We start from the raw sequence: 14970 nt of genomic DNA, 5'->3' as shown, positions 1-14970 counted from the left end.
CGTTACCTCCCCGGGGCGGTGGAACCGGTCAGCCGGCCTGCTCCTGCTTCACCCGTTGGCCGACGACCGCGCTGATGCCGTCGGCGCGCATCGAGACACCGTAGAGGGCATCCGCGATCTCCATGGTTCGCTTCTGGTGAGTGATGATGATGAGCTGCGACGACTCGCGCAGGTCTTCGAAGATGGTGAGCAGGCGGCCGAGATTGGCGTCGTCGAGCGCCGCCTCCACCTCGTCCATGATGTAGAACGGGCTGGGCCGCGCCTTGAAGATCGCGATGAGCAGTGCGACGGCCGCAAGGGACCGCTCCCCGCCGCTCAGCAGCGAGAGCCGCTCGATCTTCTTGCCGGCCGGCTTCACGGTGACCTCGATGCCCGTCGTGAGCAGGTTGTCCGGATCGGTGAGGTGGATGCTGCCGGTGCCACCCGGGAACAGCACCGGGAATACCTTGTTGAACGCGGTCTTCGTGTCTTCGAACGCGCTGCCGAAGATGTCCTGCATCTTCTCGTCGATCTCGTCGATGATCGTGAGGAGGTCCTTGCGCGTCGAGGTGAGGTCGGTGAGCTGCTCGGTGAGGAACTTGTGCCGCTGCTCGAGCGCGGCGAACTCCTCGAGTGCGAGCGGGTTGACCCGGCCCAGCTGCGCGAACTTGCGCTCCGCCCGCGCCAGGCGCGCCTCCTGCTCGGCCCGCACGAACCGCTTGCCCTCGGGAGCCGCCTCCGCTCCCTGCTCGTGCTCCTGTTCGTCGTCGCGCTTCTCCTCGCGCTTCTCCTCGCGCTTCTCTTCGCGCTTCTCTTCGCGCTTCTCCGGAGCATCCGCCATTTCCGTCTCGGATTTGGCCAATTCGGCCCCATTTTCGCCCTCCGCGACCGAAACCTCCGGAGAAGCGCGCGGGGGCAGGAGGTCACCGTCGAGGGGAACGAGCTGTTCGGGGCCGTATTCGGCCACGAGCACGTCCTCCACGAGGCCGAGCTCCTCGCCGGCGCGCTCGAGCAGCGTCGAGAGGTGCAGCTTCTTCTCGTAGACCTGCATCTCGAGGCCGTGCACGCTCTCGCTGATGGCGGTGAGCCGCTCCCGCAGCGCGTTCTCGCTGCGGCGCAGCTCCGCGAGCTCCTCGTTCTGCGCCGAGCGCTCGGCCTCGCGGGCGGCGAGCTCGAGCCGGGCCTGGGACACCGAGCGGTCGACGGAGTCGAGCACCGCCGGGAGCGCCTCGAGCACCCGCTGGGCGGACGCGACCTGGCGTCGACGGATCACCGCGCGCCGGGCGGCCTCCTCGGCCTGTACCCGGTCCGCCTCCATCTGGCGCTTCAACTGCTCTACCCTCGCCTGCTGCGCGCGCACCCGCTCCCGCGCGGTCTCCACCTGCAGCCGGGCCTCGATCTCGTTCTCCCGCGCCGACTCCAGGTCGGCGAGCACGCCCTCGCGCGCCGCGACGTCGAGGATGGGGCGGGGGCGGGACGACGCCGTCTCCAGTTCCTGGCGGGCCCGGTCGGCCTGGGCCGCGGCATCCGCCACCGCGTCGGTCGCCAGGGCCAGGCCCTTCTCGAGCCGGTCGGCCTCCGCCTGGGCGGCCTCCACCTGCACGCGCACCCGGTTGAGCTTCTCGGTCTGGGCGGCGAGCTGAGAGTCGAACTGACGCAGGGCGGTGAGGGCGCGCGCCGACTGCTCCTTCGCCACCTGGTGACGCCCCCGCTGTTCGGCGAGCGCGAACTTGGCGCGGTCGATGAGGGAGCTCACCTCCTCGAGCCGATGCTTCGCCGCATCACGGTCCGCGACGAGCTCGAGCCGCGAGCGCTTGGCCCCCGAGCCGCCGCGCAGCACGTATTCGGACAGCACATCGCCGGACTTGGTGATGATCGTGACGGCCGAGCCCGCGGCCAGACCGGCCCACCCGGCGCGGGCCGTGGCGAGGTCGTCGGCGATGAGGATTCCGCTGAGCAGGTGCCGCACGCCATCCGGTGCGGTGACGACACTCTCGGCGCTGACGATGCCGTCGCCGAGGCCACGGGCGCTCGCGGTCGGCGCCCCGGACTCCGCGATCACGATCTCGACCCGCCCGTAGTCGTTGCTGCCGGAGTGCTCGATCGCGTCGAAGGCCGACGAGCGATCGTCGGCGAGCACGGCGTCGGCGAGCGAGCCGAGGGCGGCCGCGATCGCGGCCTCGAACCCGGGCTGCACCTGCACGTGTTCGGCGACAAGTCCGCGGATGCCGGCGAGCCGCGCGGCGACGAGGGCGCTCGAGCCGTCCTTCTGGTCGAGGGCCGACGACAGCGCGCTGGTGCGGGCGGCGAGGGCGTCGCGTTCGCGTTCGTGGCCGTGAAGCTGTTCGCGCAGGCGCTCGATCTCGGCCTCGGCATCCACAACCTCGGCCTGGGCGGTCTCGTAGGCGGCGTCGAGGTCGGTCTCGCCGGAGTCGGTGAGGGCGGCTTCGGCCTCCAGCTCGACGAACGAGGCCTGCGACTTCTCCCGCCGGTCCCGCGCCGCATCGAGCGCGTTCTGCTGGCGCAGCACCTCTCCGCGCACCGCGGCGAGGCGGGAGAGCGCGGTGTCGGCCTGGCCGCTGAGCTTGGACATCTCGAGGTCGTGCCGGGAGACGAGGGACGACTGGTAGGCGATCTGCTCGTCCAGCCCGTCGAGGTTGGCCCGGGCGACCGCGGTCGCGGCCTGGGCCTCCTGCCAGGCGGCCTGCGTCTCGGTGACCGCGGTCAGGAGGCTCTCGATCTCGTCTTCGGCGTCGGCCACCATCTGGCGGGTGACGCCCTGGCCGGCATCCGGAGCGTCCGTCTGCTGCCCGAGCAGGGCCAGGCGCTGGTTGGCGAGCGTGTAGAGGCTGCGCAGTCGTTCCTGCACAGACTCGAGGCCGAAGGCGGTGCGGCGCGCGAGGTCGACGGCATCGCCCTCCTGCGACTGCTCGATGCGGTGCTCGCGAAGCTTGTTCTGGTCGAGCTGTTCCTGCAGCACGATCCGCTCGGTCTTGCGTTCGCTCTCGCTGCGGGCGGACGCCGTGATGGCGGCGCGGAGCGTGACGACCTCGTCGGCGAGAAGCCTGGCGCGGGCATCCCGCACGATCGAGGCGATCGACTGGGCCTCCTTGGCGATCTCGGCCTGGTGGCCGAGCGGCTTGAGTTGGCGACGGATCTCCCCAGCGAGGTCGCTGAGCCGAGTGAGGTTGGCCTGCATCGCGTCGAGCTTGCGGATGGTCTTCTCTTTGCGACGACGATGCTTGAGGATGCCCGCGGCCTCCTCGATGAAGCCGCGGCGGTCCTCGGGACTCGCGTGCAGCAAGGCGTCGAGCTGGCCCTGCCCCACGATCACGTGCATCTCCCGGCCGAGGCCAGAGTCGCTCAACAGCTCCTGCACGTCGAGCAGGCGGCAGGTGTCGCCGTTGATCGCGTACTCGCTGCCGCCGTTGCGGAACAGGGTGCGGCTGATGGTGACCTCGGCGTAGTCGATCGGCAGCGCGCCATCCGCGTTGTCGATAGTGAGGATCACCTCGGCCCGGCCGAGCGGGCCCTTGGTGGCCGTGCCGGCGAAGATCACGTCTTCCATCTTGCCGCCGCGGAGCGTCTTGGCGCCCTGCTCCCCCATGACCCAGGCGAGGGCATCCACGACGTTGGACTTGCCGGAGCCGTTCGGTCCGACGACGCACGTCACGCCCTGCTCGAACGCGAAGGTCGTCGACTGGGCGAACGACTTGAACCCCTTGAGGGTAAGGCTCTTGAGATACACCGGCCAGCCCTCTCCGACGCCCCAGAAACGTCTGGGTCTACGGTACCGGACCGGGGCGGCTCTCCCCGGCAGGCGGGCGGCGCGCGCTTCGCGGCCTCGGCTGCGGGTGCGACGTTCGCGCTCTCGCCGTGCACAACTCCTGCAATTCGCGGCCGGCGGCTGCCGCGGCCCGGGAATCCCGGCGGCCCTCGCGCGGCGCACCGGCACTCTGCAGGAGTTGTGCACGGCGAGGGCGACACACCGCCGCGCCGCCTCGGTGGTCCCGCGGTCGGGTGACTGGTTGCGATGGGTCGCCGGCCGGGCAAGACTTGAGGAATGCCTGCGCGGCGCGAGGACGAGCTGAGAGCGGTGCCGGCGGCGGAGCTCGCCGGCTACCTCACCGCGCGGTCGGGCCTGCCGGGCCCCCGCGGCAACCTGGAGCTCGCCGACGCCTTCGCCGCGGTCGCCGACCGCGAGACGATCCTGCGGTTCGCCCACCTCGACGACGAGTACCTGCGCTTCTGCGGCACGGAGGCGGCGGGCCGCCTTGTCGCCGCCGAGCCCGGGGATGCCTCGCTCGTGTCGCTGCTGCGCGAACGGGCCGCCGACCCGCTCTGGCGTGTTCGCGAGGCCGCGGCGCGCGCCCTCCAGCTCATCGGCGACGCCCGGCCCGACCGGCTGCGGGCGATCGTGGCCGACTGGCTGACGGATGCGGACGGCTACGTGCGCCGGGCCGCCGTCGCCGGCATCTGCGAGCCCCGACTGCTGGCCGACCCCACGACGGCGAGCGCGGCGATCGACGCGTGCTCGAGCGCGACCGACTGGATCCGCTCGCTTCCCGCCGACCGTCGCCGGGAGCCGGCCGTTCGCAACCTGCGCCAGGCACTCGGGTACTGCTGGAGCGTCGCGGTCGCCGCGTCACCGGCCGCCGGCCTCGCCGCGTTCGACCGGCTGCGCGCGGTCGACGACCCGGACATCCGCTGGATCGTCTCCACCAACCTCACCAAGGCGCGACTGCGCCGGATTCTCGAGACGGAGACGCCCTGAGCCGCGCTCGCGGAGCCCCGTGTTCGGGGAATGTAAGGGCGCGCGGTCGGTGCCCGGATTGTGGCCGCCGATCCGCTTGAATGATCACATGGAGTCGGAGGCGAGGGGGCAGTCGCGGGGCCTCGTCGTGATCGTCGAAGACGAGCGCGCGATCGCGGACCTCGAGCGGCTCTACCTCGCCGAGGCGGGCTTCGGCGTGCACGTGGAGGGCGATGGGGAGGCCGGGCTCGCGAGCATCCGGCGCCTGCGGCCCGTGGCGATCGTGCTCGACGTCGGCCTGCCCGGCGTCGATGGCATCGAGATCTGCCGCCGGCTCCGCGCCGCCGAGGACTGGACGCCCGTGATCTTCGTCACGGCGCGGGACGACGAGGTCGACCGCATCCTCGGACTGGAACTCGGCGCAGACGACTACCTCACCAAGCCGTTCTCGCCCCGCGAGCTCGTCGTGCGGATCAAGACCATCCTTCGCCGGCACGCGGGCCCGGTGGCGGGGCGCGTGCTGACCGTCGGGGCGATCGCGCTCGACCCGCTTCGGCGCCGCGTGGAGGCATCCGGGCTGCCGGTCACGCTCACGAGCACCGAGTTCGACCTGCTGGCCAAGCTGATGAGCTCGCCGGGGCAGGTGTTCACCCGCGGGCAGCTGCTGTCGTCGGTGTGGGGCCACGCCGACTACGGGCTCGGGCGCACGGTGGACGTGCACGTCGCCCAGCTGCGGTCCAAGCTCGGCGAGTCGAGCCCCATCGTCACGTCCCGCGGGGTGGGCTACTCGGTGTCGGCATGAGGACCTACCTCCGATCCCTGCGCGGCCGCATCACCCTCGTCACCGTGAGTGTCGCGATGCTCGCCGTTCTCGCCACCGGCCTCATCTCCCTGCAACTCGTGCGGGTGTCGACGATCAACGAGGCGAAGGCGCAGCTTGCCGCGCAGGCGGACGTGCTGAGCAAGCTTCGCGCGGCGGCCACCATCACCGACCTGAGCGACCGGGTGAAACTCGCCCTCGGCGACACGGAGGTGGCGCTCGTGCGCCGGAACGGGCAGGTGGTCGGCGGAGGGGCACCCTACATCGACCAAGCGATGGCGCGGCGGCTGATTCGAGGCAATCCGGTGTCCACGGTGCGGCGCAGCGGCGGCGAGACGGTGGTGATCGAGGGCAGGACGACGCCGTCCGGGGCCGCCATCGTGCTCGTGCGTTCGCAGGCGAGCCTCGAGCGCACGACCCAGCAGACGGCCAGCCGCATCCTCATCGCCCTCCTCGTGGGGATCGTTCTCGCCGTGATCGCCGGGGCCCTGCTCGGCCGGTGGATCGCGAAACCCCTCGTCACCACCGCGGCGACCGCGCGACGAATGGGCGCCGGCGAACGCGGGCTGCCGATCACCGCGCACCGTCCGACCGAGATCGCGGATGTCGCGGATGCCCTCGCGAGCCTCGACCATGCCCTCACCACGAGTGAGGGACGGCAGCGGGAGTTCCTGCTGTCGATCTCGCACGAGCTGCGCACCCCACTCACGGCCGTGCGCGGATACGGGGAGGCGATGACCGACGGCCTCATCCACGAGGCGGACATCGCCTCGGTGGGCGCGACACTCGTCGCAGAGACAGAACGCCTCGACCGGTTCGTGGCCGACCTGCTCGAATTGGCCAGGCTCGAGGCCGACGACTTCGTGATCCACCGTCAGCCGCTCGACGTCGCCGCCCTGCTCGACGAGGCCGGCCAGGCCTGGCTCGGCCGCTGCGCGACCCTGGGCGTGGCGCTGGCGGTCGCCGCCGACCACGCGACGATCGTCACCGACGGCCGGCGGGTGCGCCAGGTTCTCGACGGGTTGGTCGAGAACGCCCTCCGGGTGACTCCGGCCGGCGCCGGGGTGCAGCTGCACGCCCGGGCCGAGGGGACGGATGTCGTGCTCGAGGTGCGCGACGGTGGCCCCGGCCTGAGCGCCGACGACCTGCGAGTCGCCTTCGAACGCGGGGCGCTGCACGCGCGCTACCGCGACATCCGCCCGGTGGGCACCGGGCTCGGGCTCTCGATCGCCTCGCGGCTGGTCTCCCGGCTGGGCGGCAGCATCGTCGCGGGGAACGCGCCGGGCGGTGGCGCCGTCTTCACCGTGCGGCTGCCCGCGGCGTAGGCGCGCGCTCCGCGGCTCACGCGCAGGCCCCGCTCAGCGCTGCACCGCTCCCTGCGCGCCGCTCCCTGCGCGCCTCCCCAGCTCCCCAGCTCCCCCGCCCTGCTCGCCGCTCCCCGGCTTCCCGCGTCCATAACTCCTGCAATTCGCGTGTCGGAGCAGTCCGCAGGCCCGAATTCGCGGGAGCGTCAGGAGGTCGCCGGCGAAACTGCAGGAGTTACGCACGCAGCGACGGCGGGATGCAGCGGTCCGGGACGCGACGGCGGGGGAAATGCGCAAATGCCAGCGCGGGCTGAGCCGCCCGGCCGCGCTCAGCGCAGCCGCTGGCAGAAGGCGCAGAGATGCGAGTTGCGGTTCATGAACGACTCCCGCACGATCGGCCGGCCGCAGCGCGGGCACTCCTCGCCCTGCCGCCCATATGCGTTGAGCGAGTGCGAGAAGTAGCCGGACGCCCCGTTCACGTTCACGTACTGGGCGTCGAAGCTCGTGCCGCCCTCGGCGAGCGCCTTGCCGAGCACGAGCCGCACCTCGGCGAGGAGCGCGCGCGCGCGGGCGCGGCTCAGGGTGGCCGTCGGCTGGTCGTAGTGGATGCGGGCCGCCCAGAGCGACTCGTCCGCGTAGATGTTGCCGACCCCGCTGATGAGCGTCTGGTCGAGCAGGGCGCGCTTGATGCCGGTCTTGCGTTTCGCGAGCGCCGCGAAGAACTGCGCATCGGAGAAGGCCGGGTCGAGCGGGTCGCGGGCGATGTGGGAGACCTGGCTGGGCACCAGCGCAGCCTCGCCGCCGAACCCGCCCGGGCGACCGTCCGGCGTGCCCACGAGGTCGTCGAGCGCCATCGATCCGAAGATCCGCTGGTCCACGAAGTCGACGCGCAACGGTCCGAGCCGGTCGTGATCCAGGTCCAGTCGGATGCGCAGGAGCGCGTCATCCGGCTGCCCGACATCGCGCAGCAGCACCTGCCCGCTCATGCCGAGGTGCACCACGAGCGCCTCCTCCACCGAAAACGCAGGAGACTCTTCGCCGAGGGCGCCGGATGCGGGCTGTGGCGTCGTTTTGTCGCGATTCTCCTGCGTTCTCGGAGAGGCCGGAGAGGCCGGAGAGGCGGCAGCGGATGGCGCAGCCAGCGGCAGCCAGAGGAACTTGCCGCGGCGAACCGCGCCGGTGATCGTGCGTGCGGTGAGCCGATCGACGAAGTCCTCACTCGGGCCGTCGTGGCGGCGCAAGGAACGCTCGTCGAACACGGTCACGGCTCGAACTGTCGCGCCGGTGACGACCGGCTCGAGGCCCGCGCGAACGACCTCTACCTCGGGAAGCTCAGGCACGCTCAGTCGGACTGCGACAGGGCGGTCCAGGCGTCGAGCGCCGCCGCCATTTCCGCTTGCTTCTTGCTCGTGCCGTCGCCCTCGGCCACGTCGATTCCGCCGAGGGACACTGTCGCGTGGAACCGCTTCGAGTGATCCGGTCCGCTGTCGGTCACCTCGTAGTGCGGGAGGCCCCGGCCGGTGTGGGCCGCGAGCTCCTGCAGGCTCGTCTTGGGGTCCATCGCCGCGCCGAACCGCTCCGGGTTGGTGAGCAGTGGGCGGATGAGCCGCAGGACGAGCTCGGTGGCAGCCTCGCCGCCGGCGTCGATGTACGCCGCGCCGATCACGGCTTCCACCGTGTCGGCGAGGATCGACGACTTGTCGCGACCGCCGGTGAGCTCTTCGCCGCGGCCGAGACGGATGTGCCTGCCGAGCCCGATGGCGCGGGCCACCTCGGCGAGCGCGACGGAACTCACCAGGCTGGCTCGGCGCTTGGCGAGTTCGCCCTCGTCGAGGTCGGGGTTCTCCCGGAAGAGCATGACCGTGACGGCCTGACCGAGAATCGAGTCGCCAAGGAACTCGAGGCGCTCGTTGTGCGCGACGCCGCCGTTCTCATACGCGTACGAGCGGTGGGTCAAGGCCAGCTCGAGTAGGTCCGGGCTGACGCTCACGGCGAGGAACTCGACGAGTTCGCCCCGTGTTTCGCTAGTGCCCGGCATCGATCGCTCCGTTAGAGCAAGCGAGTGGACTAAACGTCCGCGACCTTGCGACCCTTGTACTCCATGTACAGCGGGGCGCCGGTGGAGTCTTCGACAACCTTCGCGCGGTGCGGGAGGCTGTACGTGGTCTTGCCGCCTTCGACGGTCTTCACCAGGGTCGGCGGGGTGGCCTTCCACTGGGCGCGACGCGCACGGGTGCTGGCGCGTGACATCTTGCGCTTCGGAACTGCCATGACTATCTCTTTTCTCTACTCGACGCCGCTTGCAGCATCGGTTACATCTGGGGTGGTGGTGTCTGCCAAGTCACCGAGCGCAGCCCACCGTGGATCGATGGGAGCCTCGTGCTCGTGGCCCGGGTTGTCGAGTAGTCGCACCCCACACTGCGGGCACAGACCGAGGCAATCTTCTTGACAGACCGGCTGGAACGGCAGTGAAAGCACCACCGCATCCCTGACTACGGGTTCGAGGTCAATCGTGTCCTCGTGAACCTCGTATTCAAAAGCTTCGTCTGAAGAATACGCGAAAAGCTCCTGGATTTCGACCTGAACGGGTTGTTCGATGTCGATAAGGCACCGACCGCACTCGCCGGCGGCCGTTCCCTCGACGTCTGCGCTCACCAGAATGCCGTCATGGAGGGACTCCATGCGCAGGTCGATTCGCAGCTCGCTGCCCTGCTTCACGCCGATCATGGCGTTGCCGAAGGACTCTGGCACGATCACGTCGAGCGCACGCTCACGCATCTCGCCCGGGCGGTGCATGAGGTCGTACACGTCGACGGTGTATGGGGTCTTGATCACGTGAGGCACCCAACGAGTTTACGCGAGCCGCGGGCCCGACCTTCCTCCCTTCCGAAATCCATGCATTCCTGCCCGACACGCCGCGCGCCGGCGCATCCGGACGGCGTGTCGCCGAAATTGCATGGATTTCGGAAAGAAGAAGAGCCCCAAGATGCAGGGATGATCGGGGCCGGGGCTACTCCACCGCGGTGAACGCCTCGTCATAGATCTCGAGGGCGCGAGCCACCTCATCCGCCGTCACGACGCACGGTGGCACGACGTGGATGCGGTTGTCCGCCGCGAACGGCAGCAGCCCGCGCGACATGAGCTCGCCCTTGAGCCGGGCGATGACGGCCCCGGAGACCGGGTTGCGGGTGTCAGGGTCGTCCACGAGGTCGAGCGCCCAGAAGACGCCGAGACCGCGCACCTCGCCGATCATCGGATGCTTGCGCGCGAGCTCCGCGAGGCCAGGCTCGAGGTGGTCGCTGCCGATCACGCGGGCGTGCTCGATGATCCCCTCGTCGTCCATCGCGTCGATCGAGGCGACGATGGACGCCATGGCCAGCGGATGTCCCGAGTAGGTGAGCCCGCCGGGGAACACCACATCGTCGAACGCGTTGGCGATCGACTCCGAGATGATCACCCCGCCGGTGGGAACGTAGCCGGAGTTGACCCCCTTCGCGAAGGTGATGAGGTCGGGCTTCCAGTTGCCCTCCTCGCGTGAGAATCCCTGCCAGGAGAACCACTTGCCGGTGCGACCGAAGCCGGACATCACCTCGTCGATGATGAGCAGGATGCCGTACTTGTCGGCAAGGTCCCGCACGCCCTCGAGGTAGCCGGGCGGTGGCACGAGCACGCCGGCAGTTCCCGGCACCCCCTCGAGCAGGATCGCCGCGATCGTGGACTGGCCCTCGGACACGATCATCCGCTCGAGGTGGTGCAGGGCGCGCTCGCACTCCTGCTCCGGCGAGTCCGACCAGAACTCCGAGCGGTAGGCGAACGGCCCGAAGAAGTGCACGTGACCGCGGGCGAACTCGTTGGGCATCCGTCGCCAGTCCCCCGTGGCCACGATCGCCGCCCCGGTGTTGCCGTGGTACGACCGGTACTGCGAGAGCACCTTGTCGCGCCCGGTCACGAGCCGGGCCATGCGGATGGCGTTCTCGTTGGCGTCGGCGCCACCGTTGGTGAAGAAGACCTTGCTGAATGGCCGGCCGGCCTTGGCCAGAATGCGCTTGGCCGCCTCACCGCGCGCGAGGTTCGCGTGGGCCGGCGCGACCATCGTGAGGGTGTCCGCCTGCGCCTTGATAGCGGCGACGACCCTCGGATGCTGGTGCCCGATGTTCATGTTCACGAGCTGGCTCGAGAAGTCGAGATAGTGGTTGCCGTCGAAGTCCCAGACGGTGGAGGCGAGCGCCCCGGCGATCACGAAGGGCTTCAGCGCCCCCTGTGCCGACCAGGAGTGGAAGACGTGGGACCGGTCGAGTTCGTAGGCGTGTTCGCCGACCGCGGTGTCGAGAGTGTTCATGGCTGCCTTTGTGAGCGGTGCGGGGGCCGAAGACGACCCCCGCACCAGACTAGTGAGAAGTTACTTGCCACCCTCGGCGAGAGTGACATCGATGGGCTTGAAGCTCGCGCCCGTGGTGTCGAGGTTCTCGGACTTGAGCTCGCCGAGCGCCTTCTTGATGTAGGTGTTGGTGTAGGCGTCGGAGTCCGGCGCCTTGGTGATCACGGTCGAGCCCTCGAGGTTCTTGGCATCCATGGCGACCCCGACCGTGCGCTTCCAGTCGGCGGTGTTGATGACGCCGATTCCGTCCGGGGACGGCCAGATCAGCTTGTTGACCTCGTTGGTCTGCCAGAGCTGGTGGCTCGTGCCGAGCTTCGTGCCGTAGGAGACCACGATGTCCGCGGCCTTCTGCGGGTTGTCCCTGGCGTAGATCCAGCCCTTGATCACGGCCTTGAGGAACTTGACCGTCGTGGCCTGGTAGGCCTTGTCGCTGGAGAGTTTGGCGGTGTTGGCCCAGATCGCGTCCTGAAGCATCGCCGTCCCCTCCTTGTTCCAGTCGATCACGTTGAGGTCGCTGGCCTTGTAGAGCTCGCCCGTCGCCGGGTTTTTCGTCTCCAGGATCTGCGCGTACTCGTTGTACACCATGGCCTGCGCGGCGTCGATGTCGCCGGAGAGCAGGGCGCTCTCGTCGAAGTTCTGCTGCACGAGGGTCACGTCCTTGGCCGGGTCGAGCTTCGCCTTGGTCATGCCGGCGAACAGCTCGAACTCGTTGCCGAAGCCCCAGTTGCCCACCTTCTTGCCCTTGAGGTCGGCGGCGCTGGTGATGTCGGCCTTCTTCATCGACACCTGGAGGGTCCCCGAGCGCTGGTAGATCTGGCCCACATCGGTGATGCCGGCGCCCTGCTCGCGGGACGCGAGCGCCTTCGGCACCCAGGCGATCGCGAAGTCGGCCTGGTTGTTGGCGAGGACGGTCTGCGGCACGATGTCAGTTCCGCCCTCGAGGATGGTGACGTCGAGTCCCTCATCCTTGAAGTAGCCCTGTTTGAGAGCCGCGTAGTACCCGGCGAACTGCGCCTGGGCGAACCACTGCAACTGCAGCTTCACCGGCGTGAGCGCCCCGGATGACGCGCTGGCCGAACCGGAGGGGGTTGAGGTGGAGCATGCGCTGAGCAACAGGGCGGCTGTGGCCGCCATCGCCGCAGCGCCGAGCACGACTCGTCTGCTGTGTTTCATTCGATCTCTCCTTGGTGTGATGGAAGGGAAGGTGCGTTCTTTCTGGTGCCCCCTGGCACCGTCGGCAGGGTGACGCGGGGGGAGATCAGGTTCGCCGTCGCGAGGCCAGCCTCTCGAGGATCAGGGTGACGCCGTAGAACACGACCCCGAGCAGGATCGCCGCGAACACGTACGCCCAGGCCCGCGGATACGCGCTGTTGGCCGCCGCGGACGTGATGCGCGAGCCGAGGCCATTCTGCAGTCCGCCGAAGTACTCGGCCACGATCGCCGAGATCACCGCGAGCGACGACGCGATGTTGAGGCCCGTGAACACGTAGGGCAGGGCCCCGGGGATGGTCACGGTGCGGGAGATCTGCCAATTGGATGCCGCGTAGGCCCGCATCAGGTCGCGGTGCACCGGCTTCACCTGGCGCAGCCCGCGCACGGTGTTGATGAACACCGGCACGAACACGACGATCGCCACGATCACCCGCCGCGGGGTCTCGCTCGTGGCCCCGAACATGCTGCCGAGGATGGGCGCGAGGGCCACGATTGGCACGACGGCGACGGCCGCCACGAGGGGGGCGATGAGCTCGTCGACCACGGGAAGGCGGGAGGCGAGGAGGGCGAACAGGATGGCGACGACCGCGCCGATCACCAGCCCCACGAGGGCGTTGGTCCCGGTCGCCACCGTGGCGGGCACGAAGAGCGGTCCGATGAGCTGCACCTGCGTCCAGATGGCGAGCGGCGATGGGAGCAGGTAGGGCTGAATGCCCGCGAGCTGCACCACGAGCTGCCACGCGATCAGCGCGAGCACGCCGAGCAGCACGGGCGGCAGCACCCGGCGCACCAGCACGGAGTTCATCGGGACTCCACCCCGCGCGCCGCGGACGCCGCCGGCGCGCCGTGCAGTGCCTCGCGCACGGCCGTGACCCCGGCGAAGAACCGCGAGTCTTCGCGCAGCATCTCGCCGCGGTCGTCGCCGAGGGACACGGGCACGATCTCGCGGATGCGGCCGGGGCGCGGGCTCATCACGACGACCCGGTCGCTCAGGAACACCGCCTCGGGAATCGAGTGGGTCACGAAGACCACGGCCGCCCCGGTCTCGGCGCAGATGCGCACGAGCTCGGACTGCATCCGCTCCCTCGTCATCTCGTCGAGCGCGCCGAACGGCTCGTCCATGAGCAGCAGTCGCGGCTTCTCGGCGAGGGACCTCGCGATGGCCACGCGCTGCTGCATCCCGCCGGAGAGCTGCTCGGGATACTTGTCGCCGAAGTCGGACAGCCCGACGAGGGAGAGCAGCTCCGCCACCCGGTCCCGGCGCTCGCGGGCCCCGAAGCGGTGCAGCGCGAGCGGCAGCTCGATGTTCGCGGCCACCGACCGCCACGGCAGGAGGCCGGCGCTCTGGAACGCGATGCCGTAGTCCTGGTCGATGCGCGCCTGGCGGGCGGTCTTGCCGAACACGGACACCGTGCCGGCCGTCGGCTCGTCCAGGTCCCCGATGAGGCGGAGCAGGGTGGACTTGCCACACCCGGATGGGCCGATGAGGGAGACGAACTCGCCGGGCGAGACGGTGAGGCTCACGTCGTCGAGGGCGACGACGGTGCCGTCGCCCTGGCTCCTGGACCGCTTCGACCCCGTTCCCGCGAAGGTCTTCGTGACGCCGGCGATCTCCACGGCGAGCTGGCTGGAGTCGGTCATGACTGCACCTCGTTCCTTCGGTAGCGGCTGAGCGCGAGGCCCATGATGGAGACGATCCCGGCGGCCGCGAGGCCCATGAGCACCGCGCCGGCGATCGGCGAGTACGCCTTGGCCGGATCGCTCGAGCCGGACTGCGCGAACTCGATGATGAGCCGGCCGATGCCTCCCTCGGTGCCCGTCGACACCTCGGCGACGACGGTTCCGATGATGGCGCTCGCGGCGCCGAGCCTCAGGGCCGGCAACAGGTAGGGCACGCTCGCCGGGAGCCTCAGGTAGAACAGGGTCTTCCACCAGCCGGCCGCGTAGCTGTGCATGAGCTCGGTGTGCGCGACCTCGGGCGATTGGAACCCGCGCAGGGCACCGATCGCCACCGGGAAGAAGGCGAGGTAGCTCGCGATCACGGCCACCGACATCCAGCGTTGCCAGCTGAAACTGCCGAACTGCAGCTGGCCGCCCCAGGTGACCACGAGCGGGGCGAGGGCGATCAGCGGCACGGTCTGGCTGAGCACGAGCCACGGCAGCACCGCCGCCTCCGCGACCCGGAAGCGGAGCATGACGAGGGCGAGGCCGATGCCCACCACCGCCCCGATCAGCAGCCCGAGGAAGGCGGTGCCGAGGCTCGACACGCAGCCGAGCAGCACGATCAGCCAGACCGGCTGCGAGTCAGCGGCGGAGGTGAGCGGCTGGGCGGCCCGCGCGAGCATGGCGCCGAGGTGCGGCATCGAGATGTCGTCGGTGCGCGGCAACAGCAGCACTCCCCCGACACCCCAGCCGGCGAGCGGCCCGAAGTTCTTGTAGAGCTCCCAGGCCAGCGCGAGCAGCAGCACGCCCGCCGTTCCGAGCGCGACCGCCCGAGTTCGCCTGCCCGCCGTACGCCTCATGC

General features: G+C 70.0%; 13 protein-coding genes. 3 read left to right on the top strand and 10 right to left on the bottom strand.

Translation table 11 applies throughout. From position 1 onward, the window contains the following. Positions 1 to 28: 28 nt before the first annotated feature. Positions 29 to 3727 carry an AAA family ATPase gene (locus ACHZD8_RS06730; protein ID WP_394769404.1) on the bottom strand — a complete coding sequence of 1233 codons (3699 nt, stop codon included), beginning with the start codon at positions 3725 to 3727 and terminating at the stop codon, positions 29 to 31. A gap of 315 nt (positions 3728 to 4042) precedes the next feature. Between ACHZD8_RS06730 and ACHZD8_RS06725 the strand changes: the two genes are divergently transcribed. The 3 genes from ACHZD8_RS06725 to ACHZD8_RS06715 all read left to right on the top strand — a co-directional run bounded on the left by ACHZD8_RS06725 (position 4043) and on the right by ACHZD8_RS06715 (position 6877). Further along, positions 4043 to 4753, top strand: coding sequence for a HEAT repeat domain-containing protein (locus ACHZD8_RS06725; RefSeq protein ID WP_394769402.1), 711 nt, complete (start codon positions 4043 to 4045; stop codon positions 4751 to 4753). Positions 4754 to 4841: 88 nt separating this feature from the next. After that, a complete protein-coding gene (locus tag ACHZD8_RS06720; protein WP_394769400.1) occupies positions 4842 to 5534 on the top strand; it encodes a response regulator transcription factor in 693 nt (230 codons plus the stop codon). After that, the gene (locus ACHZD8_RS06715; RefSeq protein ID WP_394769398.1) at positions 5531 to 6877 is read left to right on the top strand and encodes an ATP-binding protein; all 1347 of its coding nucleotides are present in this window, start codon (positions 5531 to 5533) and stop codon (positions 6875 to 6877) included. Before ACHZD8_RS06720 ends, ACHZD8_RS06715 begins: the two co-directional genes overlap by 4 nt. A gap of 308 nt (positions 6878 to 7185) precedes the next feature. Here ACHZD8_RS06715 and mutM read toward each other — a convergent pair whose 3' ends face one another. From mutM to ACHZD8_RS06670, 9 genes are all read right to left on the bottom strand, one after another. Beyond that, entirely contained in the window at positions 7186 to 8196 is a 1011-nt protein-coding gene (mutM, locus tag ACHZD8_RS06710) for a bifunctional DNA-formamidopyrimidine glycosylase/DNA-(apurinic or apyrimidinic site) lyase (protein WP_394769396.1), read from the bottom strand. 2 nt (positions 8197 to 8198) lie between these two features. After that, the gene (gene rnc, locus ACHZD8_RS06705; RefSeq protein ID WP_394769395.1) at positions 8199 to 8894 is read right to left on the bottom strand and encodes a ribonuclease III; all 696 of its coding nucleotides are present in this window, start codon (positions 8892 to 8894) and stop codon (positions 8199 to 8201) included. A gap of 29 nt (positions 8895 to 8923) precedes the next feature. After that, entirely contained in the window at positions 8924 to 9127 is a 204-nt protein-coding gene (gene rpmF, locus ACHZD8_RS06700) for a 50S ribosomal protein L32 (RefSeq protein ID WP_147783905.1), read from the bottom strand. Between the two features lie 15 nt (positions 9128 to 9142). After that, on the bottom strand, positions 9143 to 9700 hold the full coding sequence (locus ACHZD8_RS06695) for a YceD family protein (RefSeq protein ID WP_394769393.1): 558 nt from the start codon (positions 9698 to 9700) through the stop codon (positions 9143 to 9145). Positions 9701 to 9866: 166 nt separating this feature from the next. Then, entirely contained in the window at positions 9867 to 11195 is a 1329-nt protein-coding gene (locus tag ACHZD8_RS06690; RefSeq protein ID WP_394769391.1) for an aspartate aminotransferase family protein, read from the bottom strand. Positions 11196 to 11255: 60 nt separating this feature from the next. Then, positions 11256 to 12407 (bottom strand): ABC transporter substrate-binding protein, encoded by a 1152-nt coding sequence (locus ACHZD8_RS06685; protein ID WP_394769390.1) that lies wholly within the window; start codon positions 12405 to 12407, stop codon positions 11256 to 11258. Between the two features lie 85 nt (positions 12408 to 12492). After that, on the bottom strand, positions 12493 to 13251 hold the full coding sequence (locus ACHZD8_RS06680; RefSeq protein ID WP_394769388.1) for an ABC transporter permease: 759 nt from the start codon (positions 13249 to 13251) through the stop codon (positions 12493 to 12495). After that, a complete protein-coding gene (locus ACHZD8_RS06675; protein ID WP_394769387.1) occupies positions 13248 to 14087 on the bottom strand; it encodes an ABC transporter ATP-binding protein in 840 nt (279 codons plus the stop codon). The genes ACHZD8_RS06680 and ACHZD8_RS06675 overlap by 4 nt, the downstream gene beginning before the upstream one ends. Beyond that, positions 14084 to 14968 (bottom strand): ABC transporter permease, encoded by an 885-nt coding sequence (locus ACHZD8_RS06670; protein ID WP_394769386.1) that lies wholly within the window; start codon positions 14966 to 14968, stop codon positions 14084 to 14086. The genes ACHZD8_RS06675 and ACHZD8_RS06670 overlap by 4 nt, the downstream gene beginning before the upstream one ends. Between the last annotated feature and the right edge of the window lie 2 nt (positions 14969 to 14970).

The organism is Lacisediminihabitans sp., assembly GCF_043726815.1.
Classification (GTDB): Bacteria; Actinomycetota; Actinomycetes; order Actinomycetales; family Microbacteriaceae; genus Lacisediminihabitans.
Note: the sequence above shows the minus strand (reverse complement) of the source record. Positions and strands in the feature narration are given on the sequence as shown.

What these genes read in the sequence shown, in the direction of transcription:
- ACHZD8_RS06725 (WP_394769402.1), top strand. Translation starts at nt 4,043, where the DNA reads ATGCCTGCGCGGCGCGAGGACGAGCTGAGAGCGGTGCCGGCGGCGGAG.
- ACHZD8_RS06720 (WP_394769400.1), top strand. Translation starts at nt 4,842, where the DNA reads ATGGAGTCGGAGGCGAGGGGGCAGTCGCGGGGCCTCGTCGTGATCGTC.
- ACHZD8_RS06715 (WP_394769398.1), top strand. Translation starts at nt 5,531, where the DNA reads ATGAGGACCTACCTCCGATCCCTGCGCGGCCGCATCACCCTCGTCACC.
- rnc (WP_394769395.1), bottom strand. Translation starts at nt 8,894, where the DNA reads ATGCCGGGCACTAGCGAAACACGGGGCGAACTCGTCGAGTTCCTCGCC.
- rpmF (WP_147783905.1), bottom strand. Translation starts at nt 9,127, where the DNA reads ATGGCAGTTCCGAAGCGCAAGATGTCACGCGCCAGCACCCGTGCGCGT.
- ACHZD8_RS06690 (WP_394769391.1), bottom strand. Translation starts at nt 11,195, where the DNA reads ATGAACACTCTCGACACCGCGGTCGGCGAACACGCCTACGAACTCGAC.
- ACHZD8_RS06685 (WP_394769390.1), bottom strand. Translation starts at nt 12,407, where the DNA reads ATGAAACACAGCAGACGAGTCGTGCTCGGCGCTGCGGCGATGGCGGCC.
- ACHZD8_RS06680 (WP_394769388.1), bottom strand. Translation starts at nt 13,251, where the DNA reads ATGAACTCCGTGCTGGTGCGCCGGGTGCTGCCGCCCGTGCTGCTCGGC.
- ACHZD8_RS06675 (WP_394769387.1), bottom strand. Translation starts at nt 14,087, where the DNA reads ATGACCGACTCCAGCCAGCTCGCCGTGGAGATCGCCGGCGTCACGAAG.
- ACHZD8_RS06670 (WP_394769386.1), bottom strand. Translation starts at nt 14,968, where the DNA reads ATGAGGCGTACGGCGGGCAGGCGAACTCGGGCGGTCGCGCTCGGAACG.